The following is a 25295-nucleotide window of genomic DNA, read 5'->3' on the forward strand; positions in this document are numbered from 1 at the left end:
CCTGGTCGCAAGCTTGTGAACCGAGCTCCGTCCATCCGCCGAACGGGGCCCCCGGGGAATGGTGTCAGATCGACGGCGGAGCACGGGCTGCTGCCCCGACCCTCGCCCCCCGAAACCCGGACCCCGGCTGGTCCTGCCGCCGGGACGGCAGGACATCGGTCGCCCGTTCCGAGCGGCGACCGCCCCCAACCCTACCGGCCCCTATGTACGAGGGTCAGTGCTCAGGTGACTCAACAGGCGCCGAAGTGACCAGTTCTGTCAGTACGCCATGGCAATCCTTTGGGTGGAGGAAGGTGATTCGTGACCCCATGGAGCCGCGTCGGGGCTCTTCGTACAGAACGCGTACGCCCTTGGAGCGGATTTCCGTGGCGTCACCGTCCACATCCGCCGTGCCGAAGGCGATGTGGTGGACGCCCTCGCCGTTCTTCGCCAGCCACTTGGCGACCGTGGAGTCCTCCCGGACGGGCTCCAGCAGCTGGAGGTACGAGGCGCCGCCGTCGGACGTATCGTTGATCTTGAGCATGGCCTCGCGCACGCCCTGCTCCTCGTTGACCTCGGAGTGGAACACCTCGAAGCCGTACGTGGAGCGGTAGAACTCGACGGTCGCGTCGAGGTCGTGGCAGGCGATCCCGATGTGGTCGATTCGCGTCAGCATGGACTCAGTGCAACGCTCCGGAGGTGGTTGCGCAACGTGCGCGCGATCACACCGACGGCCCGGTGACGGTGTGGGCTACCCCTCAGTACATTCGAAGTAAACCCTCGTTCACTCCTCGGCCCGTGCAGGCCGGTAAGGGGATCGCAGCTCATGACCGCAACGAACAGCACGACCTCGGTGATCGTCGCGGGCGCGCGGACGCCCATGGGCCGGTTGCTCGGCTCGCTGAAGTCCTTCTCCGGAGCCGACCTCGGCGGCTTCGCCATCAAGGCCGCCCTCGACCGTGCGGGGATCGGGGGCGACCAGGTGCAGTACGTGATCATGGGCCAGGTGCTCCAGGCCGGCGCGGGGCAGATCCCGGCCCGCCAGGCCGCGGTCAAGGCCGGCATCCCGATGAACGTCCCGGCGCTCACGATCAACAAGGTGTGCCTGTCGGGCCTGGACGCGATCGCGCTGGCCGACCAGCTGATCCGCGCGGGTGAGTTCGACGTGGTCGTCGCGGGCGGCCAGGAGTCCATGACGAACGCCCCCCACCTGCTGCCGAAGTCCCGTGAGGGCTTCAAGTACGGCGCGATCGAGATGCTCGACGCGATGGCGTACGACGGGCTGACCGACTCCTTCGAGGGCGTCGCCATGGGCGAGTCCACGGAGAAGCACAACACGCGTCTGGGCATCGCCCGGCCCGAGCAGGACGAGATCGCGGCCCTCTCCCACCAGCGGGCCGCCGCCGCGCAGAAGAACGGCCTGTTCGAGGCCGAGATCACCCCGGTCGAGATCCCGCAGCGCAAGGGCGAGCCGGTCGTCTTCAGCACGGACGAGGGCATCCGCCCGGAGACCACCGCCGAGTCGCTCGGCAAGCTCCGTCCGGCCTTCGCCAAGGACGGCACGATCACCGCGGGGTCGGCCTCGCAGATCTCCGACGGCGCGGCGGCCGTGGTCGTGATGAGCAAGGCCAAGGCGCAGGAGCTGGGCCTGGAGTGGATCGCCGAGATCGGCGCCCACGGCAATGTGGCCGGACCGGACAACTCTTTGCAGTCGCAGCCGTCCAACGCCATCCTGCACGCCCTGAAGAAGGAGGGCCTGGACGTCGCCGACCTCGACCTCGTCGAGATCAACGAGGCCTTCGCCGCCGTCGCGGTCCAGTCAATGAAGGACCTCGGGGTTTCCACGGAAAAGGTGAACGTCAACGGCGGTGCCATCGCCCTCGGTCACCCGATCGGCATGTCCGGCGCCCGGCTCGTGCTGCACCTGGCCCTGGAGCTGAAGCGGCGGGGCGGCGGGGTCGGCGCGGCCGCGCTGTGCGGCGGCGGCGGCCAGGGTGACGCGCTGATCGTCCGGGTACCCAAGGCCTGAGCCACCGGTACGCCCCTTCGTCCCGAACGGAGCTGTCATGCAGGACGTCTCCTCGCTGGTCGCCCAGGCCAGGGAAGGCCGGCCCCGGGCCGTGGCCCGGCTGATCTCCCTGGTGGAGGGGGCGTCCCCGCGGCTCAGGGAGGTCATGGCGGCCCTGGCGCCGCTGACCGGCAACGCCTGGGTGGTGGGCCTGACCGGCTCGCCGGGCGTGGGCAAGTCGACGTCCACCTCGGCGCTGGTGACGGCGTACCGCAAGCAGGGCCGGCGGGTCGGCGTCCTGGCCGTCGACCCGTCGTCGCCGTTCTCCGGCGGGGCGCTGCTCGGCGACCGGGTCCGGATGTCGGAGCACGCCTGCGACCCGGGCGTCTACATCCGCTCCATGGCGACCCGCGGCCACCTCGGGGGCCTGGCCTGGGCGGCTCCGCAGGCGATCCGCGTCCTGGACGCGGCGGGCTGCGACGTGATCCTGGTCGAGACGGTCGGCGTCGGCCAGTCGGAGGTCGAGATCGCCTCCCAGGCGGACACGTCCGTGGTCCTGCTGGCCCCCGGCATGGGGGACGGCATCCAGGCCGCCAAGGCCGGGATCCTGGAGATCGGCGACGTCTACGTCGTCAACAAGGCCGACCGGGACGGCGCCGACGCCACCGCCCGCGAACTCAACCACATGCTCGGTCTCGGCGAGGCACGCGGCCCCGGCGACTGGCGCCCGCCGATCGTCAAGACGGTGGCGGCCCGCGCCGAGGGCCTCGACGAGGTCGTCGAGGCGCTGGAGAAGCACCGCGCGTGGCTGGAGGAGCACGGCGTCCTCGCCGAGCGCCGCCGCGCCCGCGCCGCCCGCGAGGTCGAGACGATCGCCGTCACCGCCCTGCGCGAACGGATCGGCGACCTGCACGGCGACCGGCGGCTCGGCGCCCTGGCGGAGCGGATCGTCGCCGGGGAGCTTGATCCGTACCGGGCGGCCGACGAACTGGTGGCGGGGCTCACCGAGGGGTGAACCCCGCCCGGTCAGCTCAGCGCTTGCATTCGCGTACGACGCTCTCGTTCACACCCGACTTGGTCCAGAGCTTCACCGAGGTGATGCCGCCGGACCTGCTCGTGGTGAACGGGAACGAGCCGTCCGCCTGCCCCTCGTCGGCGGTGAGGTCCCTGCCGCCGACGTAGGTGCTGCCCGCGTACGCCTGGACGAACGCCTTGGTCGGGCGCAGCCAGGTCCCGTCGTCCCACACCTTGAGGTTCACCGTGGCGGACCGGTTCGTCCACGAGACGGTCGCGCGGGCCCCGCTCTTGGGGCCGCCGACCGAGCAGGTCGTCGTGTGCGCGGGCCGCACCGACTCCTGCGTCGCCGACAGCGCCGGGCCGGCGGCCGTGCCGGCGAGGACCGCCGCCACCGTCGCCGCGCCCACCGCGAACCTGGTCCGCATGCTCTTTTCGGGCATGGACATGCCTCCGTTCACTTGCTCGGATGGAAGGGAAGGCGGGCTCCGGGATCCGTCACCCAAAGTGCTGATCCGGCCCGCCGACACCACCGTGCCCGCCGCCGGACCGGCAGGCTAGGCACGGCGCGTACCCCATCCCGGGAGCGTCGGAATACAGGCTCTGAGCTGGGGGAACGCGGTGCATGAGGAGACGGCGGCGGAGGACTTCGCGGAGGCGATGCGGCGGATCCGCCGGGAGCGGGGCCTGTCACTCTCCGAGCTCGCCAGGCTGGTGAACTACAGCAAGAGCCACCTGTCGAACGTCGAGCACGGCCGCAAGCGCCCGCACCGCGAGCTCGCCGGGAAGCTGGACGCGGCGCTCGACTCCGGCAGAACCCTGCGACGCCTGTGCGAGACACCGGGCGCCCTGCCCGGGCAACGCGTGACTCCGTGCCCGTACCGCGGCCTCGACCACTACGGCAGGGACGACGCCCGCTGGTTCTTCGGCCGGGAGAGGGCGACGACCGCGCTGGTGGACCGGGTCGCCGAAGCCGTCCGCACCGGCGGCGGGCCCGTCGTGGTGCTCGGTGCTTCGGGATCCGGCAAGTCCTCGCTGCTGCGGGCCGGACTGCTGCCCGCCGTGGCGCAGGGCGCGCTCCCCGGGCCGGACGGCCGGCCGTGGCACGGCGTCGTCATGACGCCCACCGCCCGTCCGGTCGACGCCCTGGCCCGGGCCCTCGCCGGGCACCTCCACACCGGCGAGGGTGCCCTCGCCGGGCGGATCCGCGCCGGGGCGGCGCCGGGGGAGGCACGCGGACTGCTGCTGGTCGTGGACCAGTTCGAGGAGGCGTTCACGCTCTGCGCGGACCCCGCCGAGCGGGCCGCCTTCGTCGACGCCCTGTGCGCGCTGCCGCTCGTCGTGATCGCCGTGCGCGCCGACTTCTTCGACCGCTGCCTCGCCCACCCGGCGCTCGTCGGCGCCGTCCAGCGCCGGCCGATGGCGCTGGGCGCGATGAGCCGCGACGAACTCGCCGCGTGCGTGACCCGGCCCGCCGAACTGGCGGGACTGGAGATCGAACCCGGCCTCCTCGACGTCCTGCTGCACGACCTCGACCCGGCCGGCCGCGGCCACGAACCCGGAACGCTGCCCCTGCTGTCGTACGCCCTGCTGGCCACCTGGCAGCAGCGCACCGGCCGGCGGCTCACGGTGGCCGGGTACCGCAGGACCGGCGGGATCCAGGGGGCGATCGCCGCCACCGCGGAGCGGACGTACCTCGATCTGTCGCCCGCGCAGCGGGACGTGGCACGGCAGCTGACGCTGCAACTGGTCCGGGTCGGGGAGGAGGGCGCGGACAGCAGACGGCACGTGGAGCGGGACCGGCTGGTGGCCGGGGCCCAGGAGGTGCTGGAGGCGTTCACGAGGGCGCGGCTGTTCACCGTCGACGGCGACCGGGTCGAGATCACCCACGAGGCGCTGCTGCGGGCCTGGCCGCGGCTGGCCGGCTGGATCGACGCCGACCGGGCGGGGCTGCGCACGCACCAGCGGCTCACCGAGGCCGCCCGCGCCTGGGCCGACGCCGGCCGAGCCCCCGGACTGCTGCCGCACGGCGCCGCGCTGGCGGTCGCCGAGCAGTGGGCGGCCGATCATCCCCGGCGGCTCACCGCGGCCGAGCGCGAGTTCCTGGCGGCCGGCCGCCGGGAGGCCGACCGCGGGCTGCGCCGGCTGCGGCGGGCGCTGGCCGCCCTCGCCGGGCTGCTGGGGCTGCTGCTGATCGTCGCCTCGGTGGCGTTCGAGAACGGGCGGGAGGCGCGCCGGCAGAGCGACCTGGCGACGCGTCAGGCACGGGAGGCCGAGGCGGTCGCCCTGACCGAGCGGATCAGCGCCCTGCGCACCGCCGACCCGGCCCTCGCCGCCACCCTCTCCGTCGCCGCCCACCGCCGGGCCCCGGCCCTGCCGGCCGCCCGCGGCGCGCTGCTCAGCAGCACGGGCCTGCCCCACCCCACGCCGCTGCCGGGCAACGACGCCACCGTCTCGGCGTTCGCCTTCGGCCGGGGCGGGACCACGGCCGTCGGCACCCGCCAGGGAGCGGTACGGCTGTGGCGCGGGGCACGGCTGACGGGCGAGGTGCGGCTCGGGGCGCGGCACGCCGTGTGGGGGCTCGCCTTCGCGGCGGACGGGCGGAGTCTCGTGGTGGCGGACACGGTGGAGACCCGGGTGTGGCGGGTCGACGGACGGTCCGCCCGGCCCGCCGGGGTGGTGTGGGCGGACGGCGGCGCGCGGGACGCCCGGTTCGCGCCCGACGGGCGGACCCTCGCCGTGGCCGGCGCGGACGGGGCGCTGCGGCTGTGGGACCTGACGGACCCTGACCGGCCGCGCGGACCGGTCGTCCACCAGGTCTCCGACCGCGCCCTGTACTCCGTGTCGTTCAGCCGGGACGGCTGCCGGCTCGCCACCGGAGGCGAGGACGGGCGGGCCACGGTGTGGGCGCGCGGCACGCACCGCCTCGCGTACGAGCCGGCCGGCGGCGTGTCCTTCACGGGCGCCTCGGTCGGCGAGGCCGCGCTCAGCCCCGACGGCCGGCACCTCGCCGCCGGACTGTCCGACCGCGACGTGTGGATGTGCGCCCTGGACCGCCGCGGCCGCTGCACCACCAAGTCCCGGACGGGGCAGCGCGCGGAGGGCTACACGACCGGCATGGCCTACAGCCCCGACGGCTCCCTGCTCGCGGTCGCCGGGGAGGCCGGGGGGCTGCAACTGCGCCATCCGCACACCGGGTTGCCGCTGACCACCCTCGCCCACCCGAACGGGCTGCAGTCCCTGGCCTGGGGGCCCGGCGGCCGCGAACTGTACGCGGGGGCGGCCGCCGGCGGCACCGCCTCCGTCTGGCGGCTGCCGCTGCCGCTGCTCCTCGGCCACGCCGGCCAGGTCTACGCCGTCGCCCTCGACGACGCGCACGCCCGCGCCGCCACCGCCGCCCTCGACGGCACCGCCGCGCTGTGGGACGTACGCGATCCGGCCCGCCCCCGGCGCCTGGCCACTCTGCCGCACCCCGCGTGGGTGTCCGCCGTCGCCTTCGACCCGACCGGCACCCGGCTCGTCACCGGCGCCTGGGACGGACGGATCACCCTGTGGGACGTACGGCGCCCCGGCGCCGCCCGCGTGCTCGACCACGCCACCGTCCACCGGCAGGCCGTCGACGACGTGGCCTTCGGCCCGGACGGCGGGCAACTGGCCAGCGGCGGCCGCGAGACGGGGGCCCGGCTCTGGGACGTCTCCACCGGCGGCCGCCTCACCGAACGCGCCCGGCTGGACGGCGCGAAGGGCGTCCAGGCGGTCGCCTTCGGACTCGGCGGGAAGGTGCTGGCGACGGCGGAGGCCGACCACGCCGTACGGCTGTGGGACACCCGGGGACGGGGGCGGCCCCGGCCGCTGTGGGCGCTGGCCCGCCACACCGCGATGGTCACCGACGTGGCCTTCGCCGAGCGGGGCGCGCTGCTCGCCTCCGGCGGCAGGGACGGGGCGGTCCTGCTGTGGCGGCTCGACCCCGACGGGCCCCGGCACCGGCCGGCCGGCGACCCGCGACCGCTGCTCGGCCACACCCGCCACCTCGCCGCGCTGGCCTTCGCCCGGCGCGCGGGCACCCTGCTCACGGCCGGTGAGGACGGAGCGGCGCTGCTGTGGGACGTCGACCGTCCCGAGCCCGTCCTGCGGGAACGGCTGGACAGTCCCGGTGAGCAGTTCGGCGCCGCGGCCGTGAGCGCGGACGGACGGACCGTCGTCACGGCGGCGGGGTACACGGCCCGGGTGTGGACCACGGGCACCGAGGAGGCCGAGCGGCGGGTGTGCGCGGCGGCGGGGGCGCCGCTGACGGAGGACGAGTGGCGGGTGCGGGTGCCCGGGATCGGCTACCGGCGGACGTGCGCGGAGCGGGACTGAGGCGTCGGGTCAGTCGTCGTGGTCGTCGTCGGTGGTGTCGCTGCCGTCCGTGTCGTGGTGGTCGGCGGTGACCTCGGCGTTCCTCAGGCCGACGGTCCAGTCGTGCTCCCGGCCCGCGGAGTCGGTGGTCTCCACCTCCCAGCTTCCGGTGCCGTCGTCGTCCAGGTCGACCGAGGTGACGACGCCCTTCGCGGCGGCGGCCTCGGCGGCCTGCGCGGCCGTGACGCCGGCGCCCTTCAGCAGGCGGCGCTCGCCGGTGTCGTCGGCGTCGTCGTCGCGGTCGGTCTCCGTGCCCAGGATCCGGCCGTCCGAGGGGTCCACGCGAACGGTGCAGGAGGTGGTGCCCTCGCCGAGGACGTCGACCTCCCAGCGGGGGCCGTCGTCGTCGAGCTCGGCGGACAGGGCCGTGCCGGGCCGCGCCTCCAGGGCCGCGGCGACGGCCTGGGCGGCGGTGAGCCGGGTGGTGCCGTCGTCGGCCTTCGCGGTGCCTTCCCGGGACCGGGAGTCGCTCGTGCGGACCCGCGCGTCGCTCACCTCGGCCCGCGCGTCGCTCACCTCGGCCCGCGCTCCGTTTCCGGTGTCGTCGTCCGCGAAGGCGACGGCCGTGCCCGCGCCGATCACGGCGGTCGCGGCGACGGCGGCGATGACGAGCTTGCGCTTCACGGAGGTTCCTCCCGTTACAGGTCGATCACACCGTTTCGGTGCGACGGGAACCACCTTCGCCGATCGACGCTGAGAGGAACCTGAAGCCACCTGAAGATCCCTTCAGCTTCGGTTTGCGACGCTGAGGGGCATGCGACTGTTGATCGTCGAGGACGAGAAGCGCCTCGCCCTGTCCCTCGCCAGGGGCCTGACCGCCGAGGGGTACGCCGTGGACGTCGTCCACGACGGCACGGAAGGCCTGCACCGGGCGAGCGAGACGCCCTACGACCTGCTCGTCCTCGACATCATGCTGCCCGGCATGAACGGCTACCGCGTCTGCGCCGCCCTGCGCGCCGCCGGGAACGACGTCCCGATCCTCATGCTGACCGCGAAGGACGGCGAGTACGACGAGGCGGAGGGCCTCGACACGGGCGCGGACGACTACCTGACCAAGCCGTTCTCGTACGTCGTCCTCGTCGCCCGGGTGAAGGCCCTGCTGCGGCGGCGCGGGCAGGGCGCCGGGGCCTCGCCGGTGCACGTCCACGGCGGGCTGAGGGTGGACACGGCCGCGCGGAGGGTCTTCCTGCGGGACGAGGAGGCCGCGCTGACCGCCAAGGAGTTCGCCGTGCTGGAGCAGCTCGTGCTGCGGGCCGGCGAGGTGGTGTCCAAGGCGGAGATCCTCGACCACGTCTGGGACTTCGCCTACGACGGCGACCCCAACATCGTCGAGGTGTACGTCAGCGCGCTGCGCCGCAAGCTGGGCGCCGGGCTCATCCGGACGGTCCGCGGCGCCGGGTACCGGCTGGAGGCGGAGCGGTGAGGCGGTGGCCGGACTCCGTGCGGGCCCGCGCCACGCTCGGTGCCACCCTCGTCGTCGCCGTCGCTCTGGTGGCCGCCGGGACCGCCGTGCTGCTGTCGCTGATGTCCAGTCTCAGCGGCCAGGCGAGCACCCTGGCGGAGCGGACCGCGCGGGAGGTCGCCGCGGAGCTGGCCGCCGGGCTGCCCTACGGGCGGTTGTCCCTGGACGACGACGACCGGCCGGTCCAGGTCGTCGCCGCGGACGGCACCCTGGTCGCGGCCGGCGAGGACCTGCAACAAATCAGCGGCACGGGCACGGACGCGGTACGCCCGACGGGAGCCGCGCCGCCCGCCCGGGACGGCGACGGCGACGACGGCGACGACGCCGGGGCGGACGCCACGGAGGACAGCGAGGACGGCGAGGAGGCTCTCGAGGCCGGGGAGATCGGCGACGAGACCTCCTACTCCGACGGCTCCGCCACCGTCGACGGCGACACCGCCGACTACCGCTTCGCCACCGTGTCCGTGGAGACCGGCGACCGCGGCACGCTCACCGTCCACGCCGGCGCCCCCCTGGCCGCCGAACGGAGTGCCGTCGGCACCGCCCTGACCGTGATGCTGATCGGCTTCCCGCTGCTGCTCGCCGTGGTCGCGGGCGTCACCTGGCTGGTCACCCGGCGGGCGCTGCGCCCGGTGGAGGGGATCCGGCGCGAGATGGCCGCGATCACCGCCTCCGCGGATCTGGCCCGGCGCGTTCCCGAGCCGGACACCCACGACGAGATCGCCCGCCTCGCCCGGACGACGAACGAGACCCTGGCCGCGCTGGAGACCGCCGTGGAGCGCCAGCGCCGCTTCGTCGCCGACGCCTCGCACGAACTGCGCAGTCCCCTCGCCTCCCTGCGCACCCAGCTGGAGGTGGGCGCCGCGCACCCGGAGCTGCTGGACGTCCCCGGCGCCGTCGAGGACACCGTACGGCTGCAGAACCTCGCCGCCGACCTGCTGCTGCTCGCCCGGCTGGACGCGGGGGAGCGGCCCGTGGACGCGCGGCTGGACCTGGCGGCGCTGGCGCGGCGGGAGGCGGCCGGCCGGGCGCGGGTCACCGTGGACGCGGAGTCGGTGGGGGTGACCGGATCGCGGGGGCAGCTGGGGCGGGTGCTCGCCAATCTGCTCGACAACGCCGAGCGGCACGCCCGGTCGGCGGTCACCGTGGCCGTGCGGCGGGAGGGGCGGCGGGCCGTCGTCGAGGTGGCCGACGACGGGGACGGGGTCCCGGAGGCGGACCGGGAGCGCGTCTTCGAGCGGTTCGTCCGGCTCGACGCCGCGCGCAGCCGCGACGACGGCGGGGCGGGGCTGGGGCTGGCCATCGCCCGTGACGTGGCCGTACGGCACGGCGGCACGCTCACGGTCCGGCAGGCGCCGGCGGGCGGAGCCCTGTTCGAGCTCCGCCTGCCGGTCGCCGGGTAGCCGGACCGAGGGGCATGACGGATGCGAGGCGCGAGGAACGCGAGGAACGCGGGACGCTAGGGGCGTCCCCGCTGGGTGCGCAGATGGTCCGCGATGGGCTTCAGGGACGTGTCCAGTTCCACGAGCGCCTCGGGGGAGAGGAGGTCGATGAAGTGCCGCCGCACGGACGCCACGTGATGGGGCGCCACCTTCCGCATCGTCTCCAGACCGTGGTCGGTGAGGACCGCGAACAGACCGCGGCGGTCCGACTCGCAGTTCTCCCGGCGCACCAGGTGGGCGTTCTCCATACGGGTGATCTGGTGCGAGAGGCGGCTCTTGGACTGGAGGGTGGCGGACGCCAGGTCGCTCATCCGCATCCGGACGCCCTCCGACTCCGAGAGGTTCACCAGGATCTCGTAGTCGTTCATCGTCAGGCCGAACGGCTGCAGGTCCTTTTCGAGCTGGTACGTCAACAGCCTGTTGACCTCCAGGTGGGTGCGCCAGGCGCACTGCTCCGCATCGGTCAGCCAGCGCGTGGCCGTTTCGGTCTCCATGATTGAAGTCTACCTAAGAAGTTGAAAAGCTAACTAGTGAGGGCGGTGTGACGGTGCGCACGCGTTCGATGTCACACTCCGCAGACTACCGCTCACAGCCCGAAGCGACGCTGGAGATCCCCCAGCTGTCCGGGAAGGCGCGGTGCGCCGCTCTGCCCGCCGTGCCCGCCCGGCCGCCCGCCGCCGCCGGGCACCCCGGGCTCCGCCGGGACCGCCCCGGTGGCCTGCTCGGTCATCAGGGTCTCGCTCGACTGGAGCAGCACCGTGCCGGCCCCCACGAACTCGAACTGGTGCTCCTCGCCGGAGACCCCGCCCAGGCCCGTCAGCGCACGTAGACCACCCATCACGCCCGTCATGTACCCGTGGTCGTAGTGGTGGCACGGGGACGGGCAGTCGGCCCATCCGACGAGCGCCTGCGGGTCCACCCGGATGGGCGGTTCCATGAACACCACGGGACCGTTGGACGCGGCCACGAACTTTCCGGTTCCGATCAGCGTGAGGAAGCCCGGAACGATCGACTGCTTCAGCGACAGACTTGGCTGAAAAGCGAGGAGATTGCCCGAGCGAATGGTCAGATTGCCCTCGTCCAGGTCGTACGAGTTCACGTCGAAGGCCCGGTCGGCGAGGAGCATCTTGCCGGAGCCCTCCGCCACGACCCAGTCGCTCGCGTGCAGTGGCGAATGGAACGACGTACGCACCAGACGGTCCAGCCGGCCGTGCCCGATGCCGTTGAAGTCGATCGAGCCGTAGTAGGCGATCATCTTCCCCTTCTGGAGGAACCACTGGCTCCCCTTCAGCTCCACGCAGAAGGTGTAGGCGTTGACGTTGTCGTCGACGGGCAGGGTCGTCGGGTCGAGCACGGTGGGGCCGGTCCCCGGGTAGGTGGTCACAGCTTCTCCTCCGACGCCTGGACGTACACCGCACCACTGCCGCTGAGCTCCAGCTGGAACGCCTCGCCGGAGCCGCGGCCCACCATGTCCCGCCAGCCGAGCGCCGTCGACAGCTTGTTGCGGACGTCGCCGTGGTGGGCGACGTAGGCCTGCGGGTCGACGTGGACCGGGCGCTGCGGGGTGATCGGGATCTCGAAGACGCCGCCGTGGGCCATCACGGCCACCGCGCCGTGGCCCTTGAGCGTCGTGGTGAACAGGCCCTGGCCGCTGACCTGGCCGCGGACCATGCCCATGACGCCGCCCTGGGAGCCCATGAACATCGTGCCCTGCCGGAGCGTGCCCTCGAAGGCGAGCAGGCGGTCCGCCTCCACGTACAGGGTGTCGCCGGTGAGCTGGATGACCTGGACGTGGTGGCCGCCGTGCCCGAAGAGGACGGTGCCGCTGCCCTCGACGGTCATCAGCGGGGTGTCCTCGTCGGCGAGCCGCCGGCCGATCATCGACATGACGCCGCCCTGGCCGCCCTGCATGTTGGGCGTGAAGGACACCTCGCCCCGGTACGCGAGCATCGCGCCGCGCTGACTGAACAGCCGCTGACCGGGCAGGACGGTCGCCTCGACCATCCTGGAGTTGAGTTCACGGAAGGGCATCTCAGACGTCCCCCGCGATCGTGTTGCGCTCGCTGGGCTGCACGTACACCAGACCGTCCCCCTCGAACCGGATCTGAAAGGCCTCGCCGCCGCCCTCCCCCAGGAAGGTGCGGAACGTCACACCGGACTGGAAGGACTGCCGGACGTTCCCCTGGTGCGCGATGTACGCGCCCGGGTCGACGGTCAGCGGGTACTGCGGGCTCACCCTGAGCACCACCGCCGGTCCGTCCGAGGTGATCGCCGCCCGGCCGTGGCCCTCGACGGTGGTGGTGAACAGGCCGTTGCCCTGGGAGGCGCCGCGCAGGCCGGTGAAGCTCGTCCCCGTGCGCAGGCCGGAGTCCGTCGCGAGCAGGTTGCTCGACTCGACGTACAGCTTGTCCCCCCGGAGATCGACGAGGTTGATCTCGGAGGCCCGGTCCGCGAACCAGCACGTCCCCTGCCCCTTCACCTCCATCACGGTCATCTGCTCGCCGGTGAGCCGCCGCGTCACCATCCCGCGCAGCCCCTCACCGCCGCCGCTGAGCTTCTTGAAATCCATCTGCCCGTCGTACGCGACCATCGAGCCGTTCTTCGCCTTCACGGCGTCCCCGGTCATGTCGACGGCGAGCACCTTGCTGCCTTGGAGTCGGAACATCGCCACGCAGCGAAGGTAGCCTCCGGGCGGCTCCGCCGACAGGTCCCACGGGTGGACTTCGCCCCTGATCGTCCCCTGATGGCCCCCTGAGGGGGCAGGGGGGTCGCTCCCTGACAGGGACGGCGCACCGTCTCCTCGGGAGGAGGGCACACCGGTCCCCGCCGGGACGACGCACCCCCGTCCCCGCCCCGCGCCGTCCGTTTGCCACAATGGGCGGACCCTTGTGCGTGCGTTCACAAACGGCCCAGCTCATCGACACCGAAGGTGACCCGTGGACCTCAAGACTGCCTCCGCCCTGCGCCGACTGCGCCTGGTCTCCGCCCCGGAGGCCATCTCCTTCCTCCTGCTCCTCGTCTGCTCGGTGCTGAAGCGGACCACGGACTTCAACGCGGTGCCGGTCATGGGCGCGGTGCACGGCGCGCTCTTCGTCCTGTACGTGATCTTCTGGGCGGACGCCTGGAACCGTGCGAAGTGGTCCCTAGGGACCGCGGCCCTGTATCTCCTCCTCTCCGTCCTGCCGACCGGCGGGTTCTTCGCCGACCGCAGGCTGCGCCGCGAGGCCGAGGACGCGGTCATCGCCTCCCGCGCCCGCAAGGAAGGAGTGGTGAACGCGTGATCGTCGCCTTCTCCGTCACCCCTCTCGGCGTCGGCGAGGACGTCGGGGAGTACGTCGCCGAAGCCGTCCGCGTGGTCCGCGCCTCCGGGCTGCCGAACCGCACCGACGCCATGTTCACGTCCATCGAGGGCGAGTGGGACGAGGTCATGGACGTCGTCCGACGGGCCGTCGCCGCCGTCGAGGAACGGGCACCGCGCGTGTCCCTGGTCCTCAAGGCGGACATCCGTCCCGGCGTGACGGACGGACTCACGTCGAAGGTGGATACGGTCGAGCGGCACCTGGCGCACGAGGGGGAGTGAGGGCGCGGGCGCCGGCACCCACCGTGCGCTCACCGCCCCGCCCCGCCGCGGGCTGCTGTGGTGTCGGGTTCACCGTCGCGCCGCGGGCCGCCGTGGCGCCGGGCTCACCGGCCCCGCCCGGGCCGCCCCGGTGCCGGGCTCACCGTTTCGCCGAAGCCCGCCGCAGGTACTGCCGCACCGCCCGCTGGGCCACCGGACCCAGCTCCTCCAGCGCGCCCACCAGCACCCCGAGCTGCTCCAGCGCGTCCAGGGCCGCCGTGGCACCCGCCTCGTCGACCCCCTCGTACAGCTCGATCCCGACGAACGAGGCCGCGACCGCCCGGGCCAGTCCCGCCGGGTCCGTGAACGCTCCGAAGGGGGTGCCGGCGAGCACCCGGCGCAGGACCTTCTCGATCTCCACGACCCACAGGTCGAGCCCGGCGGCCGTGGCCGGGCCCAGGGCCTCGTGGGTGCGGGCGCCGGCCAGGAGCTGGCCGAGCCGTGTGACGTGGCCGTCGGCCCGCTCCCGCTCGTGGACCTCCCGGCCGAGGGCGAGCAGTTCGGACAGCGAGCCGACCGCCGCGAAGCGGTCCCGGTAGCGCGCCACCGTGCGCTCCGCCCCGTACCGGCAGGCCGCGGCGAGCAGTTCGTCGACCGAGCCGAAGTGGTAGAAGACCAGCGCCTGGTTGACCCCGGCGGCCGCCGCCACGGTCCGCGCCGACGTCCCGGCGATGCCCTGCTCGGTGAGGGTGCGCAGCGCTCCGTCCAGCAGCCTGGTCTTCGTCTCCAGCGACTTGGCGGTCTCCGGACTCACGCGCGGGCCTCCCCGCGCACGGCGGTGACGGACCCTCGGAAGTCGAACAGCGGTCCGACGTACCGTTTCACCACGCTGAGCGAAGCCCGGCCGGGCAGATCGAAAGTGCGCACGAACCCCACGGTCTCACGGCCGGAGGCGCCGGCCTACGGCACGTCACCGACGACGAAGGGCGCCGCGCGGCCCCCGCACGGGGTCCTTCAGGGGGCGCGGGAGGGGACGCGGGAGCAGCCGGTCGGCGAGCGCCCCGAGGACGCGCCGGCGGGGCCGGTAGTCGTAGGCGGTGACGAAGCGGACCCCGTTGCCGTCGGGGACGTGGCGCCAGGAGCCGCTGCCCTCGGTGAGAGGGGAGAGCGGGTGCGAGGAGGTGAGGCGCGGGGCGGAGGTGCGGGTGCCGTCCGGGTGTTTCCGCTCACCCGCCGGGACGCCCGTTCCGGCGATCGTCAGGAACGGGAGCACGCGTGTGGCGTAGCGGAGGCGCCGCGGCTCGCCGTTGGCCCGCGGGAGGTAGTCGATGCCGGTGAAGCGCAGGTCCCAGCGCCGGTGCGGGGCCGGGTCGCGCGCGTGTGTCCACACGTCGTCCAGGTCGGCACGGATCCGCGTCCCGACGTAGAGCCCCATGCGAACCCCCCAGGTCGGGACGGTGTTTGAGCGATCGCTCAAACACCTGGGAAGGGACGGTACACCCGTTTGAGCGATCGCTCAAACGGGTGGTATTTACATGGTTTTCAGCCCGCGTCCGAGGGCTAACCTTCCCGAGAATCGATCAAGTTCCGCCCGAAGGGCGGACCTTCGGGCGGAGGCGGAGTGACAGGTCGTCACGGGCCGGGACTGGCGGGCAGGGTCGTCGCGGCGGTGGTACTGGCGGTGTCGGTGGCGGTGGCGGGCGGCGGTGACGCATCCACGCGCGCGGGCGGCGAGGCGTCCACCCGTGCGGGCGGCGGGTGTGTCCTCGGGCGCGGCGCGCTGACCGTGGACGACCTGCCCGCCGGGTCCTCGGTGCTCGACTGCGCGGCCGTCGGACGCCTCTTCACCCACGGGGGCGCCGGCGTCACGGTCCCCGAACCCGGCACGAAGGTCACCGTCGACGCCCTGTCGGTGGACGGCTCGAGGCACGGCTTCACCCTGGAGGTCGCCGCCGACGGCACGGTCTCCTACGACCTGGAGGCCGGGGCGGCCGGGGCGGGCGAGGCGGGCACCGCGGCCCCCGCGGCCCCGGCGTCGGAGGCCGGAGCCGAGCAGCACACGCATGCCGCCGCCCCGGCCGCCCGCGCCGCCCGCCGCGCAGCCTGCGCCGACAGCGCGTACGCCGTCGCCGACCACAAGGAGTACGGCACCTACGACTGGTGGCTCGGCGACGACCCCCTGCCCGGCAATCTCTCCGCCGCCGAGGCCCGCCGCGCCCTCGAGGACGCCCTCGGCGCGATCACCGGCACCCGCAACGACTGCGGGTTCGCGGACGCGGTGGGAGCCAAGGCCCTCTTCCACGGCCGCACCCATCACGAGGCCGACATCGACCAGCAGGCCCGCTGCACCGCGCGGGACGGCGTGAGCGTCTGGGACGCCGGAAACCTCGGCGGCGGGGTCGTCGCCACGACCTGCTCGTGGAGCCGCCCGATGTCCGGCGCCCCGGACTGGCTCAAGGAGGCCGACGTCCGCTTCAACACCAGCCACTACACCTTCACGAACAACCCCACCGGCGCCTGCGCCGACGCGTACGACATCCGCAGCGTCGCCACGCACGAGGCGGGCCATGTGTTCGGTCTGGCCCACGTCGGCCCCGGTCACGAGGGGCAGACCATGTTCACGAACTCCTTCGCCTGCACCACGGGCGCCCGCACCCTCGGCCGGGGCGACGTCCTCGGACTGCGCAACCTCTACTGAGGAACGTCCGGGGAACGTCCGAGGAGCGTCGGAGGCGGGCCGTGCGGCCAGGGGGGCGTCGGGGGCGGGCCGTGCGGCCGGGGGACCGAAAACCGAGACGGGGCTGACCGCGATATGACCGGCGGGTAGGGTCTGGTGCCGTGCCCAAGCCGCTCAGCCTTCCCTTCGACCCCATCGCCCGCGCCGACGAGCTCTGGAAGCAGCGCTGGGGAAACGTGCCGTCCATGGCCGCGATCACCTCGATCATGCGTGCCCACCAGATCCTGCTCGCCGAGGTGGACGCGGTGGTCAAGCCGTACGGGCTGACCTTCGCGCGCTACGAGGCGCTGGTGCTGCTCACCTTCTCCAAGGAGGGTGAGCTCACCATGTCGAAGATCGGCGAGCGGCTCATGGTGCACCCCACGTCCGTCACGAACACCGTCGACCGCCTGGTGAAGTCGGGCCTGGTCGCCAAGCGGCCCAACCCCAACGACGGCCGCGGCACCCTCGCCACCATCACCGACAAGGGCCGCGAGGTCGTCGAGGCCGCCACCCGCGACCTGATGGCGATGGACTTCGGGCTCGGCGTGTACGACGCCGAGGAGTGCGCGGAGCTCTTCGCGATGCTGCGGCCCCTGCGGGTCGCGGCGCACGACTTCGACGAGGAGTGACGGGCGTCCCGACGAGGAGTGACGGGCGTCCCGGCGGGGAGTGACAGGCGTCCGGTGGGGAGCGGTCGGCGCGCCCCGGCGCGGGCGACCCGGTACAAGATCTCCCGGAACGGGTGGTTACGCTCGACGGCATGAAGAAGAGCGTGCTGACCCGCTACCGCGTCATGGCCTACGTCACCGGTGTGCTGCTGGTCCTGCTGTGCCTGTGCATGATCGGCAAGTACGTGCTGGATCTGGACGGTGCCGCGGACGCCACCCGGGTCGTCTCCATCGCGCACGGCTGGCTCTACGTCGTCTACCTGGTCTTCGCCTTCGACCTGGGCTCCAAGGCCAAGTGGCCGGTCGCCCGGCAGCTGTGGGTGCTGCTGGCCGGGACCGTCCCGACCGCCGCGTTCTTCGTCGAGCGCAGGATCAGCCGCGAGCTGGAGGCCGAGGTCGCCGAGGACGCCCCGGTGGCCGCCAAGGCCTGAGCGCCACCGCCGTACGGACCCGTACGGCGGTCTGCCGTCGACAGTTACTAGGACGTCCTAGTAAATTCGAGGGTATGGACGCTGACGCCATAGAGGAGGGCCGCCGACGCTGGCAGGCCCGGTACGACGCCGCGCGCAAGCGCGACGCTGACTTCACCACGCTCTCCGGGGACCCCGTGGAGCCGGTGTACGGGCCCCGGCCGGGCGACACCTACGAGGGCTTCGAGCGGATCGGGTGGCCCGGCGAGTACCCCTTCACCCGCGGCCTGTACCCGACCGGCTACCGCGGGCGCGCCTGGACCATCCGCCAGTTCGCCGGGTTCGGCAACGCCGAGCAGACCAACGAGCGGTACAAGATGATCCTCGCCAACGGCGGCGGGGGGCTGTCCGTCGCGTTCGACATGCCGACGCTGATGGGCCGCGACTCCGACGACCGGCGCTCGCTGGGCGAGGTCGGGCACTGCGGGGTCGCCGTCGACTCCGCGGCCGACATGGAGGTGCTGTTCCGGGACATCCCCCTCGGGGACGTCACCACCTCGATGACGATCAGCGGGCCCGCCGTGCCCGTCTTCTGCATGTACCTGGTCGCCGCCGAACGGCAGGGCGTCGACCCGGCCGTCCTCAACGGCACGCTCCAGACCGACATCTTCAAGGAGTACATCGCGCAGAAGGAGTGGATCTTCCCGCCCGAGCCGCACCTGCGCCTCATCGGCGACCTGATGGAGTACTGCGCGTCCGGCATCCCCGCCTACAAGCCGCTCTCCGTCTCCGGCTACCACATCCGCGAGGCCGGCTCGACGGCCGCACAGGAGCTGGCGTACACCCTGGCCGACGGCTTCGGCTACGTCGAACTCGGCCTCAGCCGCGGCCTGGACGTCGACGTCTTCGCCCCGGGCCTCTCCTTCTTCTTCGACGCGCACGTCGACTTCTTCGAGGAGATCGCCAAGTTCCGCGCGGCCCGGCGCATCTGGGCCCGGTGGATGCGGGACGTCTACGGGGCGCGGAGCGAGAAGGCGCAGTGGCTGCGCTTCCACACCCAGACCGCCGGCGTCTCACTGACCGCCCAGCAGCCGTACAACAACGTGGTGCGCACGGCGGTGGAGGCGCTCGCGGCGGTCCTCGGCGGCACCAACTCGCTGCACACCAACGCGCTGGACGAGACGCTGGCGCTGCCGAGCGAGCAGGCCGCGGAGATCGCCCTGCGCACCCAGCAGGTGCTGATGGAGGAGACCGGCGTCGCAGGCGTCGCCGATCCGCTGGGCGGTTCCTGGTACGTCGAGCAGCTGACCGACCGCATCGAGGCCGACGCCGAGAAGATCTTCGAGCGGATCGAGGAGCGGGGGCTGCGGGCGCACCCCGACGGCCGGCACCCGATCGGTCCGGTCACCTCCGGAATCCTGCGGGGCATCGAGGACGGCTGGTTCACCGGGGAGATCGCCGAGTCGGCCTTCCGCTACCAGCGGGCCCTGGAGAAGGGCGAGAAGAGAGTCGTCGGGGTGAACGCCCACACCGGCTCGGTGACCGGGGACCTGGAGATCCTGCGGGTCGGCCACGAGGTGGAACGGGAGCAGGTGCGGGCGCTGGCCGCGCGCCGGGCGGCCCGGGACGACACCGCCGTGCGCGCCGCGCTCGACGCCATGCTCGCCGCCGCCCGGAGCGGCGCCGGCATGATCGAGCCGATGCTGGACGCCGTACGCGCCGAGGCGACCCTCGGGGAGATCTGCGACGTGCTGCGGGAGGAGTGGGGGGTGTACACGGAGCCCGCCGGCTTCTGAGCACCCGGGGCGGACGCGGGGCCGCGCCCCCAGCCCGGCGGGCGGGGACTCAGGCGGCGGCTCCCGCCAGTCCGAGGAGCAGCACCCGGGTGAAACCGCGCACCCACTCCTCGTCCGCCGGCTGTCCGCTCACCAGCGTGCGGTGGACCACCGCGCCCGCGACCACGTCGAAGATGAGGTCGACCGTGCGGGCGGCCTGTCCGGGGTCGGGTTCCGGGGGGAGTTCGCCGCGGTCCTGGGCGCGGGCCCGGCCCTCCAGGACCAGGTCCTTCTGCGGCTCGACGATGGAGCAGCGGATGCGGGCGCGCAGGGCGTCGTCGCGGGTGGACTCGGCGACGACCGCCATCAGGCCGCTCCTGGCCTCGGGGCGGGCGAGGATCGCCGCGAACTGCGCGACCACGCCCTCGACGTCGGCGGCCAGGCTGCCGCGGTCGGGGAGTTCCAGCTCGTCGAAGAGTTCCGCGACCGCGTCGACGACGAGTTCGTTCTTGCCGGCCCAGCGGCGGTAGAGCGTGGTCTTCGCGACCCCGGCCCGTGTCGCCACGTCCCCCAGCGTGAGCTTCGACCAGCCCAGTTCCACCAGCGCCTCCCGCGTGGCGGCCAGGATCGCGGCGTCCGCGGCGGCGCTGCGCGGACGTCCGGTGCGTCTGGCGGGGCTGCGGCTCTGCATGTCCCGACCCTATCCGGCGGGTTTTCCGCGCTCCCGGGGGTCGTGCCGCCGTGAGGGAGATCACCGGGGACCGGTCCCGGGGAGGCCCGCGACGCCATTACGCTACGACTCGTAGCGAAAGCCCGTGACGGACGTGCACGGGCCGCGGCCGCCCGGCGTGGAGGGGCCGCGACCGCGTGGCGCGGGTGGGGACCCGCCGCACATTCGGGTTCGCTTTTCACGCACACGCGCGGACGGGGGAGGATAGACGCATGCAGCCACGGAACATGTCCATGAGCGGGGTCGTCGACCTCGCCGCGGTGAAGGCGGCCCAGGAGGCCAAGGCGAAGGCGGAGCAGGCGCGGGCCGACGCCGCCCGGCAGGGCGGTACGGGGGCGGTGTCCCCCGCCGACCTCGTCATCGACGTCGACGAGGCCGGGTTCGAGCGGGACGTCCTCCAGCGGTCCGCCGAGGTGCCCGTCGTCATCGACTTCTGGGCCGAGTGGTGCCAGCCCTGCAAGCAGCTGAGCCCGGTCCTGGAGCGTCTCGCGGTCGAGTACGACGGCCGTTTCCTGCTCGCCAAGATCGACGTCGACGCCAATCAGATGCTGATGCAGCAGTTCGGGGTGCAGGGCATCCCGGCCGTCTTCGCCGTCGTCGCGGGCCAGGCACTGCCGCTCTTCCAGGGGGCCGCCGGTGAGGCGCAGATCCGCCAGACCCTCGACCAGTTGGTGGCCGTCGCCGAGCAGCGCTTCGGCCTGACCGGCCTGACCGTCGACCCCGACGCCGAGACCGGCGGCCGTGCGGAGCCGGCCGAGGAGCCGGCCGGTCCGTACGACGCGCTGCTCGAAGCCGCCGTGCAGGCACTGGACGCCGGTGACCTGGCCGGTGCCGTCCGCGCCTACCGGAACGTGCTCACCGACGACCCCGGCAACACCGAGGCGCAGCTGGGTCTGGCGCAGGCCGAACTGCTCCAGCGGGTGCAGGAGATGGACCCGCAGCAGGTGCGCAAGGACGCCGCCGAGAAGCCGCAGGACGCGCGGGCGCAGATCGCCGCCGCCGACCTGGACCTGGTGGGCGGTCACGTCGAGGACGCGTTCGGACGGCTCATCGACACCGTGCGGCGCACGGCGGGCGACGACCGGGACGCCGTACGGCTGCGGCTGCTGGAGCTGTTCGAGGTGGTCGGGCCGGACGACCCCCGGGTGGCCACGGCGCGGCGGGCGCTGGCGAGGGCGCTGTTCTGAGCCGGGCGGGCGGCCCGGTTCTGACCAGTCGCTAAACGCCAGGGCCTGTGGTGCCCGCGTGAAAGTTCTGCCGACAATGTCCCCGTGCGGCCGCGCTTTGCCAAATCTTGGCAATCGCGGCCGCTGTTACTGGCAGTAAGTCGGGGCGGCCGTTCTGTCGGGTTCCGTCCATTGATCAACAAGTTTGTCCCGGGTGTGACAGCCACCGACTGTCGCCGCTCGAGACCTCCGGGTCGTTGTTCGGTTATCCGGCCGTTACTAGCGAGTAACGAACCCCCTTGTGCGGGCGGCGAGAATGCACCACGATCGGCCACGCTCGGTCCGTTCCCGTGCCCCGGCAGCCAGTTGGGTCAACGGGTTTTCCTGGGTCCCCACCGAGCAGAGCGGGCGGTAGTGACGCCGGCTCTTGGGCAGGGGGGTCTTCGCCACGGCGAAGCCTGTCCAGCAAGGTTGTGCGTGATGCGTGTCAGGCGCGACCAGTGGTTGTCGCTCGGGGGTGATCGCCGGTGATCGGTGCGCGGTTCGCGCCTCCGAGGCGGGCGCTCTCCTTCCCGAGGACGTAGCACTTCTCCCATCCCTGCCCGGCCGAGCCGCCGCCTAGGGGGCGAGCCGGAGCCAGGAGATGTACGTCCGAGAAGGAGGAAATATGGAGTCCCAGGTGCGTGGCGGGACCAGATGGAAGCGGTTCGCCGTGGTCATGGTGCCCAGCGTCGCCGCGGCGGCGTGTGTGGGCATCGGTCTGGCGCAGGGTGCCCTCGCGGCGTCGTTCAGCGTCTCCGGCCAGCAGTTCAAGGTGACGGCCGGTCACCTGCACGGTGAGGGTTTCGCCCAGTACGGCGGCATCGACACCGTCTACACCTCGACCAAGGGCGATGCCCAGACGCAGGTTCCGGTCGCGGTCTCGTCGTTCGAGGACGCGACGATCACCAAGATGTGCCAGTCGGTCAAGACCGAGATCCCCCTCATAGGCAAGACGATCTACCTTCGTCTCGAGGCGGGCAACGACGAGAAGAACCCGGTCGTCGCCGAGAACCTCTACATCGACGTCGCCCAGCTCGACGCCGACGCGGAGTTCAAGAACATCGACATCGGCGTCGCGATCCAGGACAAGACCGAGGGTCCCGCCGTGAAGCAGGGCGAGACCGTGCTGCCGGGCGGCTTCGCCCAGCAGGCGGAGACGGCCGACCTGTACGGCGTGAAGCAGACGGCCTGGGCGACCACCGCCGGAACGTTCAAGCTCAGCGGCCTGTCCATGCGCCTCGGCACGGACGCCAAGATGGAGTGCTACTGACGGCTTCCGTCACCGGGGTGTCCCGGGGCGGCTGAGCCGCCCCGGGGGGTTCCGCAGGGGGGCGGGGAAGCCGGTGCTTCTCCGCCCCGCGGGCCCGGCCCGGCCGGACGCCGGGCACACCTGATCCGTCTCAGACTTTCCGGCTTCTCCACGCATACGGCCGAGCCGGTACGTACTTCCACCGGACCCAGGGAGCTGTTTTCCATGAGTGCCGAGACTCCGGTCCAGAGCGCCGGGAGGTTCACCCGGCTGCGTCTGCGCTTCCGTGATTGGCGGGGCACCCGGCCCTTCTGGGCAGGCCTGTTCACCCTGCTCGGCGGGCTGCCGATCGCCTACTTCCCGTACGCCACGCTCAAGCTGGGCACCATGTCGCTCGCCATGTCGACCACCGCGGGTGCCGGCTCGCTGATCATCGGCGTCCTGCTGGTCACGCTGGGCCTGACCATGTGGTTCCAGCAGGCCACCCGGGTCTTCGCCGGCATCGCCTCGATCCTCCTCGCGCTGGTCTCGCTGGTGGTCTCCAACATCGGCGGCTTCATCGTCGGCTTCCTGCTGGCGCTGATCGGCGGAGCGCTCGCCCTCTCCTGGGCGCCCGGCAAGCCGGCGGCCGAGGGCGCCGCGCCGCAGGGCGCCCGGCCCGCTCCCACGACGGACGGCGCGCCGGAACCGGCTCCGGGAGCCGTCGCGGGTGAGCCGTACCTGCCCCGCTCCTGGAACGAGCCGGCCGAGGGCGGCGCGCCGTACGGCGACGGGGCGAAGGAACCGAACGGGGTGCACCGTGTCGGCTGACGAGGCCCGCGCCACCGGCCCGGCCTCCCCGGACCGGCGGAAGGGCACAGGGCGCCACGCGGCGCCGAAGAAGCCGCTGCTCACCCGGCTCCACATGCCGGCCGGCAAGGCGATAGCGATGGCGGCGATGCCCACGGCCGTCCTCATGGGCATGGGGTTCACGCCGACCCTCGCCGTCGCCGACGACCAGCCCACGGCGAACAGCAAGCTGGCCGACGAGTACCAGGAGTGCGTGACGGCCTTGGAGGGCGCGGACGCCTCCGCCTCCGCGTCCCCCTCGCCGTCGGCCTCCGGGAGCGACTCCGCGGACGACGCGTCGGACGCAGGGGACTCCCAGGACTCCGGGAGTTCCGAGGACTCCGAGGACTCCACGGACTCCACCGGCAAGGGGAGTTCGGCGGACGGCTCCTCTTCGTCGGATTCAGGTTCCGACGACGGGGCCGAGCCCGCGCCGTCGGCGTCCTCCGGGGCCGCCTCCTCGGCGGAGGAGTCGACGCCGTCCTCCGGCGCCACCGCGACGGCGAGCCCGTCGGCCTCCGCGACGGACAAGAACCTCCTGGAGACCATCGGCGACGCCATCACCGACCTCTTCGACGGTGACACGTCCGACGAGGCGACGACCGGTGCGAGCCCGTCGCCGTCCGCGTCCGCGTCCGCCTCGGCCTCCGCCGGCAGCGGCACCTCCTCGTCGGCACCGGACGCGACGGACTCCTCCGACGGGGGCGGCTCCGCCGGCGGCACGGCCAAGGACACCACCGACGCGGTCACCGACGGGGTGAAGGACACCGCCGAGGACGCGGTGGAGGACACCGAGGAGGCCGCAGAGGAGGCCGCGGACGAGACCACCGACGGGGCCACGTCCTCGCCCAGCCCCTCCGCGAGCTCCACCACCGACGCGGAGGACTGCGTCGCCGCCACGGACGACGAGGGCGGCGTGGACAACAAGGTGCCCGTCGCGGACGACCCGTGGTACCTCGAGGCGAGTTCGCTGCTGCTCAAGGAAGCGGACTACCAGGGCGTCGTCGAGGTGAAGACCGCGAGCGGCACCACGAAGAAGGTGCTCAAGTACGTCATCTCCGGCGGCACCGACATCGGCGACCTGCACCAGCTGGTGAACGACGACAGCTCCGGCAAGACGTACCACGTGCAGGCCGGTGAGGGCACGACCTCCACCATCCGCGACGGCGACACGATCATGTACACCGAGAGCATCTCGGGCAACCTGTTCGGCCTGGTCCCGATCACGTTCAGCCCGGACAGCCCGCCGCCGCTGAACATCCCGCTGATCTACTTCACCGACGTGAAGGTCACGCAGGCCGCCCAGTTCGGCGGGACGCTGCACATCCCCGGCATGCAGCTCTACACGACCGACTGACGGCGCCGCCCCCGGCGCGGATCCGTGCCGGGGGCACTCCCGTGGGACGTCAGGCCACGACGTCGATGTAGTACGAGGGGCCGCTGCTGCTCCCCTGCACCGGCGTGACGTACATGCGGACGGTCCGGCCCTCCGTGAGGTTGCCGCCGAGCCAGCCGCTGCAGTAGCCGGCGGCGTGACCGCGGGTGTCGACGATCCGGTCGGGGACCGTGTCGAAGTCGTAGTCGAGAGCGGTCTCGACGCCCCAGCCGTCGGCCTTGGTGTCGCAGGCCCGGATGGCGTCACCGGGGATCGAGCCGTTCGGGTCGGCGTTGAAGGTGCCGTATCCGGCGTCGCCGGCGGCGTCGATGGTCACCGTCCCCGCCCAGGCCTGGCCCTGCATTCCGGCGATCAGACCGATCGCGCACACACCCGTCGCCAACGCTCGCGTCACCGTTCTCCGGGACTTCATGGCCTTTCCTCCCCCTTGCCGACGGGCTCGCGCCCGTC

At 73.0% G+C, this 25295-nt stretch carries 25 protein-coding genes and 1 pseudogene; 15 read left to right on the forward strand and 11 right to left on the reverse strand.

Translation table 11 applies throughout. The features are described 5' to 3' along the window. Positions 1-214: 214 nt before the first annotated feature. Complete coding sequence (gene mce / locus ACFV9M_RS21850; RefSeq protein ID WP_385061617.1) at positions 215-655, reverse strand: methylmalonyl-CoA epimerase; 441 nt, start codon at positions 653-655, stop codon at positions 215-217. A 150-nt stretch (positions 656-805) separates the two neighbouring features. On the opposite strand from mce, the gene ACFV9M_RS21855 reads away from it, so the two are divergent. After that, positions 806-2008 carry an acetyl-CoA C-acetyltransferase gene (locus ACFV9M_RS21855; RefSeq protein ID WP_385061615.1) on the forward strand — a complete coding sequence of 401 codons (1203 nt, stop codon included), beginning with the start codon at positions 806-808 and terminating at the stop codon, positions 2006-2008. A gap of 37 nt (positions 2009-2045) precedes the next feature. After that, positions 2046-3002, forward strand: a complete 957-nt coding sequence (gene meaB / locus ACFV9M_RS21860) for a methylmalonyl Co-A mutase-associated GTPase MeaB (RefSeq protein ID WP_385061613.1) — start codon at positions 2046-2048, stop codon at positions 3000-3002. Positions 3003-3018: 16 nt separating this feature from the next. On the opposite strand, the gene ACFV9M_RS21865 is transcribed toward meaB, so the two are convergent. Next, entirely contained in the window at positions 3019-3444 is a 426-nt protein-coding gene (locus ACFV9M_RS21865) for a hypothetical protein (RefSeq protein ID WP_385061611.1), read from the reverse strand. Between the two features lie 178 nt (positions 3445-3622). On the opposite strand from ACFV9M_RS21865, the gene ACFV9M_RS21870 reads away from it, so the two are divergent. Next, on the forward strand, positions 3623-7360 hold the full coding sequence (locus tag ACFV9M_RS21870; protein WP_385061610.1) for a helix-turn-helix domain-containing protein: 3738 nt from the start codon (positions 3623-3625) through the stop codon (positions 7358-7360). 9 nt (positions 7361-7369) lie between these two features. Here ACFV9M_RS21870 and ACFV9M_RS21875 read toward each other — a convergent pair whose 3' ends face one another. Next, a complete protein-coding gene (locus ACFV9M_RS21875; RefSeq protein WP_385061609.1) occupies positions 7370-8023 on the reverse strand; it encodes a PepSY domain-containing protein in 654 nt (217 codons plus the stop codon). A 130-nt stretch (positions 8024-8153) separates the two neighbouring features. Here ACFV9M_RS21875 and ACFV9M_RS21880 point away from each other — a divergent pair, with 130 nt between their 5' ends. Both ACFV9M_RS21880 and ACFV9M_RS21885 read left to right on the forward strand, forming a co-directional pair. Further along, a complete protein-coding gene (locus ACFV9M_RS21880; protein WP_385061607.1) occupies positions 8154-8822 on the forward strand; it encodes a response regulator transcription factor in 669 nt (222 codons plus the stop codon). Next, positions 8819-10264, forward strand: coding sequence for an ATP-binding protein (locus ACFV9M_RS21885; protein WP_385061605.1), 1446 nt, complete (start codon positions 8819-8821; stop codon positions 10262-10264). Before ACFV9M_RS21880 ends, ACFV9M_RS21885 begins: the two co-directional genes overlap by 4 nt. Positions 10265-10320: 56 nt before the next feature. Here the strand turns inward: ACFV9M_RS21885 and ACFV9M_RS21890 are convergent, their stop codons facing one another. The 4 genes from ACFV9M_RS21890 to ACFV9M_RS21905 all read right to left on the reverse strand — a co-directional run bounded on the left by ACFV9M_RS21890 (position 10321) and on the right by ACFV9M_RS21905 (position 12968). Beyond that, positions 10321-10797 (reverse strand): MarR family winged helix-turn-helix transcriptional regulator, encoded by a 477-nt coding sequence (locus ACFV9M_RS21890; RefSeq protein ID WP_385061603.1) that lies wholly within the window; start codon positions 10795-10797, stop codon positions 10321-10323. Between the two features lie 92 nt (positions 10798-10889). Continuing rightward, complete coding sequence (locus ACFV9M_RS21895) at positions 10890-11687, reverse strand: AIM24 family protein (protein WP_385061602.1); 798 nt, start codon at positions 11685-11687, stop codon at positions 10890-10892. Next, entirely contained in the window at positions 11684-12334 is a 651-nt protein-coding gene (locus ACFV9M_RS21900; RefSeq protein ID WP_385061600.1) for an AIM24 family protein, read from the reverse strand. Before ACFV9M_RS21900 ends, ACFV9M_RS21895 begins: the two co-directional genes overlap by 4 nt. Before the next feature lies 1 nt (position 12335). Beyond that, the gene (locus ACFV9M_RS21905) at positions 12336-12968 is read right to left on the reverse strand and encodes an AIM24 family protein (protein WP_385061930.1); all 633 of its coding nucleotides are present in this window, start codon (positions 12966-12968) and stop codon (positions 12336-12338) included. Positions 12969-13239: 271 nt separating this feature from the next. On the opposite strand from ACFV9M_RS21905, the gene ACFV9M_RS21910 reads away from it, so the two are divergent. Both ACFV9M_RS21910 and ACFV9M_RS21915 read left to right on the forward strand, forming a co-directional pair. After that, complete coding sequence (locus ACFV9M_RS21910) at positions 13240-13584, forward strand: DUF3817 domain-containing protein (RefSeq protein ID WP_385061598.1); 345 nt, start codon at positions 13240-13242, stop codon at positions 13582-13584. Further along, the gene (locus tag ACFV9M_RS21915; RefSeq protein WP_385061596.1) at positions 13581-13883 is read left to right on the forward strand and encodes an MTH1187 family thiamine-binding protein; all 303 of its coding nucleotides are present in this window, start codon (positions 13581-13583) and stop codon (positions 13881-13883) included. The genes ACFV9M_RS21910 and ACFV9M_RS21915 overlap by 4 nt, the downstream gene beginning before the upstream one ends. A gap of 139 nt (positions 13884-14022) precedes the next feature. Here the strand turns inward: ACFV9M_RS21915 and ACFV9M_RS21920 are convergent, their stop codons facing one another. After that, the gene (locus tag ACFV9M_RS21920) at positions 14023-14676 is read right to left on the reverse strand and encodes a TetR/AcrR family transcriptional regulator (RefSeq protein WP_385061594.1); all 654 of its coding nucleotides are present in this window, start codon (positions 14674-14676) and stop codon (positions 14023-14025) included. A gap of 213 nt (positions 14677-14889) precedes the next feature. Continuing rightward, positions 14890-15297 (reverse strand): annotated as a pseudogene (locus ACFV9M_RS21925) (hypothetical protein); the annotation flags it as partial. Between the two features lie 186 nt (positions 15298-15483). On the opposite strand from ACFV9M_RS21925, the gene ACFV9M_RS21930 reads away from it, so the two are divergent. The 4 genes from ACFV9M_RS21930 (at position 15484) to ACFV9M_RS21945 (ending at position 19455) form a co-directional block, all read left to right on the forward strand. Further along, positions 15484-16560 (forward strand): matrixin family metalloprotease, encoded by a 1077-nt coding sequence (locus ACFV9M_RS21930; protein ID WP_385061592.1) that lies wholly within the window; start codon positions 15484-15486, stop codon positions 16558-16560. A 140-nt stretch (positions 16561-16700) separates the two neighbouring features. Beyond that, a complete protein-coding gene (locus ACFV9M_RS21935; protein ID WP_385061590.1) occupies positions 16701-17210 on the forward strand; it encodes a MarR family winged helix-turn-helix transcriptional regulator in 510 nt (169 codons plus the stop codon). A gap of 131 nt (positions 17211-17341) precedes the next feature. Then, positions 17342-17680 (forward strand): DUF3817 domain-containing protein, encoded by a 339-nt coding sequence (locus ACFV9M_RS21940; RefSeq protein ID WP_385061589.1) that lies wholly within the window; start codon positions 17342-17344, stop codon positions 17678-17680. 74 nt (positions 17681-17754) lie between these two features. Continuing rightward, entirely contained in the window at positions 17755-19455 is a 1701-nt protein-coding gene (locus ACFV9M_RS21945) for a methylmalonyl-CoA mutase (protein WP_385061587.1), read from the forward strand. 49 nt (positions 19456-19504) lie between these two features. On the opposite strand, the gene ACFV9M_RS21950 is transcribed toward ACFV9M_RS21945, so the two are convergent. Beyond that, complete coding sequence (locus ACFV9M_RS21950) at positions 19505-20125, reverse strand: TetR/AcrR family transcriptional regulator (RefSeq protein ID WP_385061586.1); 621 nt, start codon at positions 20123-20125, stop codon at positions 19505-19507. Between the two features lie 251 nt (positions 20126-20376). Between ACFV9M_RS21950 and ACFV9M_RS21955 the strand changes: the two genes are divergently transcribed. The 4 genes from ACFV9M_RS21955 (at position 20377) to ACFV9M_RS21970 (ending at position 24806) form a co-directional block, all read left to right on the forward strand. Further along, positions 20377-21351 carry a tetratricopeptide repeat protein gene (locus ACFV9M_RS21955; RefSeq protein WP_385061585.1) on the forward strand — a complete coding sequence of 325 codons (975 nt, stop codon included), beginning with the start codon at positions 20377-20379 and terminating at the stop codon, positions 21349-21351. Between the two features lie 646 nt (positions 21352-21997). Then, positions 21998-22642, forward strand: a complete 645-nt coding sequence (locus ACFV9M_RS21960) for a DUF6230 family protein (protein ID WP_385061583.1) — start codon at positions 21998-22000, stop codon at positions 22640-22642. Positions 22643-22846: 204 nt separating this feature from the next. Continuing rightward, on the forward strand, positions 22847-23431 hold the full coding sequence (locus tag ACFV9M_RS21965; RefSeq protein WP_385061581.1) for a DUF6114 domain-containing protein: 585 nt from the start codon (positions 22847-22849) through the stop codon (positions 23429-23431). Then, a complete protein-coding gene (locus ACFV9M_RS21970; RefSeq protein WP_385061579.1) occupies positions 23421-24806 on the forward strand; it encodes a hypothetical protein in 1386 nt (461 codons plus the stop codon). The genes ACFV9M_RS21965 and ACFV9M_RS21970 overlap by 11 nt, the downstream gene beginning before the upstream one ends. Positions 24807-24855: 49 nt before the next feature. Here ACFV9M_RS21970 and ACFV9M_RS21975 read toward each other — a convergent pair whose 3' ends face one another. Further along, positions 24856-25257 carry a hypothetical protein gene (locus ACFV9M_RS21975; protein ID WP_385061577.1) on the reverse strand — a complete coding sequence of 134 codons (402 nt, stop codon included), beginning with the start codon at positions 25255-25257 and terminating at the stop codon, positions 24856-24858. Positions 25258-25295 lie beyond the last annotated feature (38 nt).

The sequence above is a fragment of the Streptomyces sp. NPDC059895 genome (assembly GCF_042731035.1).
GTDB lineage: Bacteria > Actinomycetota > Actinomycetes > Streptomycetales > Streptomycetaceae > Streptomyces.

Bases quoted from the DNA above. Each gene is read 5' to 3' on its own strand.
- mce (WP_385061617.1), bottom strand. From the start codon at position 655: ATGCTGACGCGAATCGACCACATCGGGATCGCCTGCCACGACCTCGAC.
- ACFV9M_RS21855 (WP_385061615.1), top strand. From the start codon at position 806: ATGACCGCAACGAACAGCACGACCTCGGTGATCGTCGCGGGCGCGCGG.
- meaB (WP_385061613.1), top strand. From the start codon at position 2,046: ATGCAGGACGTCTCCTCGCTGGTCGCCCAGGCCAGGGAAGGCCGGCCC.
- ACFV9M_RS21865 (WP_385061611.1), bottom strand. From the start codon at position 3,444: ATGCCCGAAAAGAGCATGCGGACCAGGTTCGCGGTGGGCGCGGCGACG.
- ACFV9M_RS21880 (WP_385061607.1), top strand. From the start codon at position 8,154: ATGCGACTGTTGATCGTCGAGGACGAGAAGCGCCTCGCCCTGTCCCTC.
- ACFV9M_RS21890 (WP_385061603.1), bottom strand. From the start codon at position 10,797: ATGGAGACCGAAACGGCCACGCGCTGGCTGACCGATGCGGAGCAGTGC.
- ACFV9M_RS21900 (WP_385061600.1), bottom strand. From the start codon at position 12,334: ATGCCCTTCCGTGAACTCAACTCCAGGATGGTCGAGGCGACCGTCCTG.
- ACFV9M_RS21905 (WP_385061930.1), bottom strand. From the start codon at position 12,968: ATGTTCCGACTCCAAGGCAGCAAGGTGCTCGCCGTCGACATGACCGGG.
- ACFV9M_RS21940 (WP_385061589.1), top strand. From the start codon at position 17,342: ATGAAGAAGAGCGTGCTGACCCGCTACCGCGTCATGGCCTACGTCACC.
- ACFV9M_RS21945 (WP_385061587.1), top strand. From the start codon at position 17,755: ATGGACGCTGACGCCATAGAGGAGGGCCGCCGACGCTGGCAGGCCCGG.
- ACFV9M_RS21950 (WP_385061586.1), bottom strand. From the start codon at position 20,125: ATGCAGAGCCGCAGCCCCGCCAGACGCACCGGACGTCCGCGCAGCGCC.
- ACFV9M_RS21955 (WP_385061585.1), top strand. From the start codon at position 20,377: ATGCAGCCACGGAACATGTCCATGAGCGGGGTCGTCGACCTCGCCGCG.
- ACFV9M_RS21960 (WP_385061583.1), top strand. From the start codon at position 21,998: ATGGAGTCCCAGGTGCGTGGCGGGACCAGATGGAAGCGGTTCGCCGTG.
- ACFV9M_RS21965 (WP_385061581.1), top strand. From the start codon at position 22,847: ATGAGTGCCGAGACTCCGGTCCAGAGCGCCGGGAGGTTCACCCGGCTG.
- ACFV9M_RS21975 (WP_385061577.1), bottom strand. From the start codon at position 25,257: ATGAAGTCCCGGAGAACGGTGACGCGAGCGTTGGCGACGGGTGTGTGC.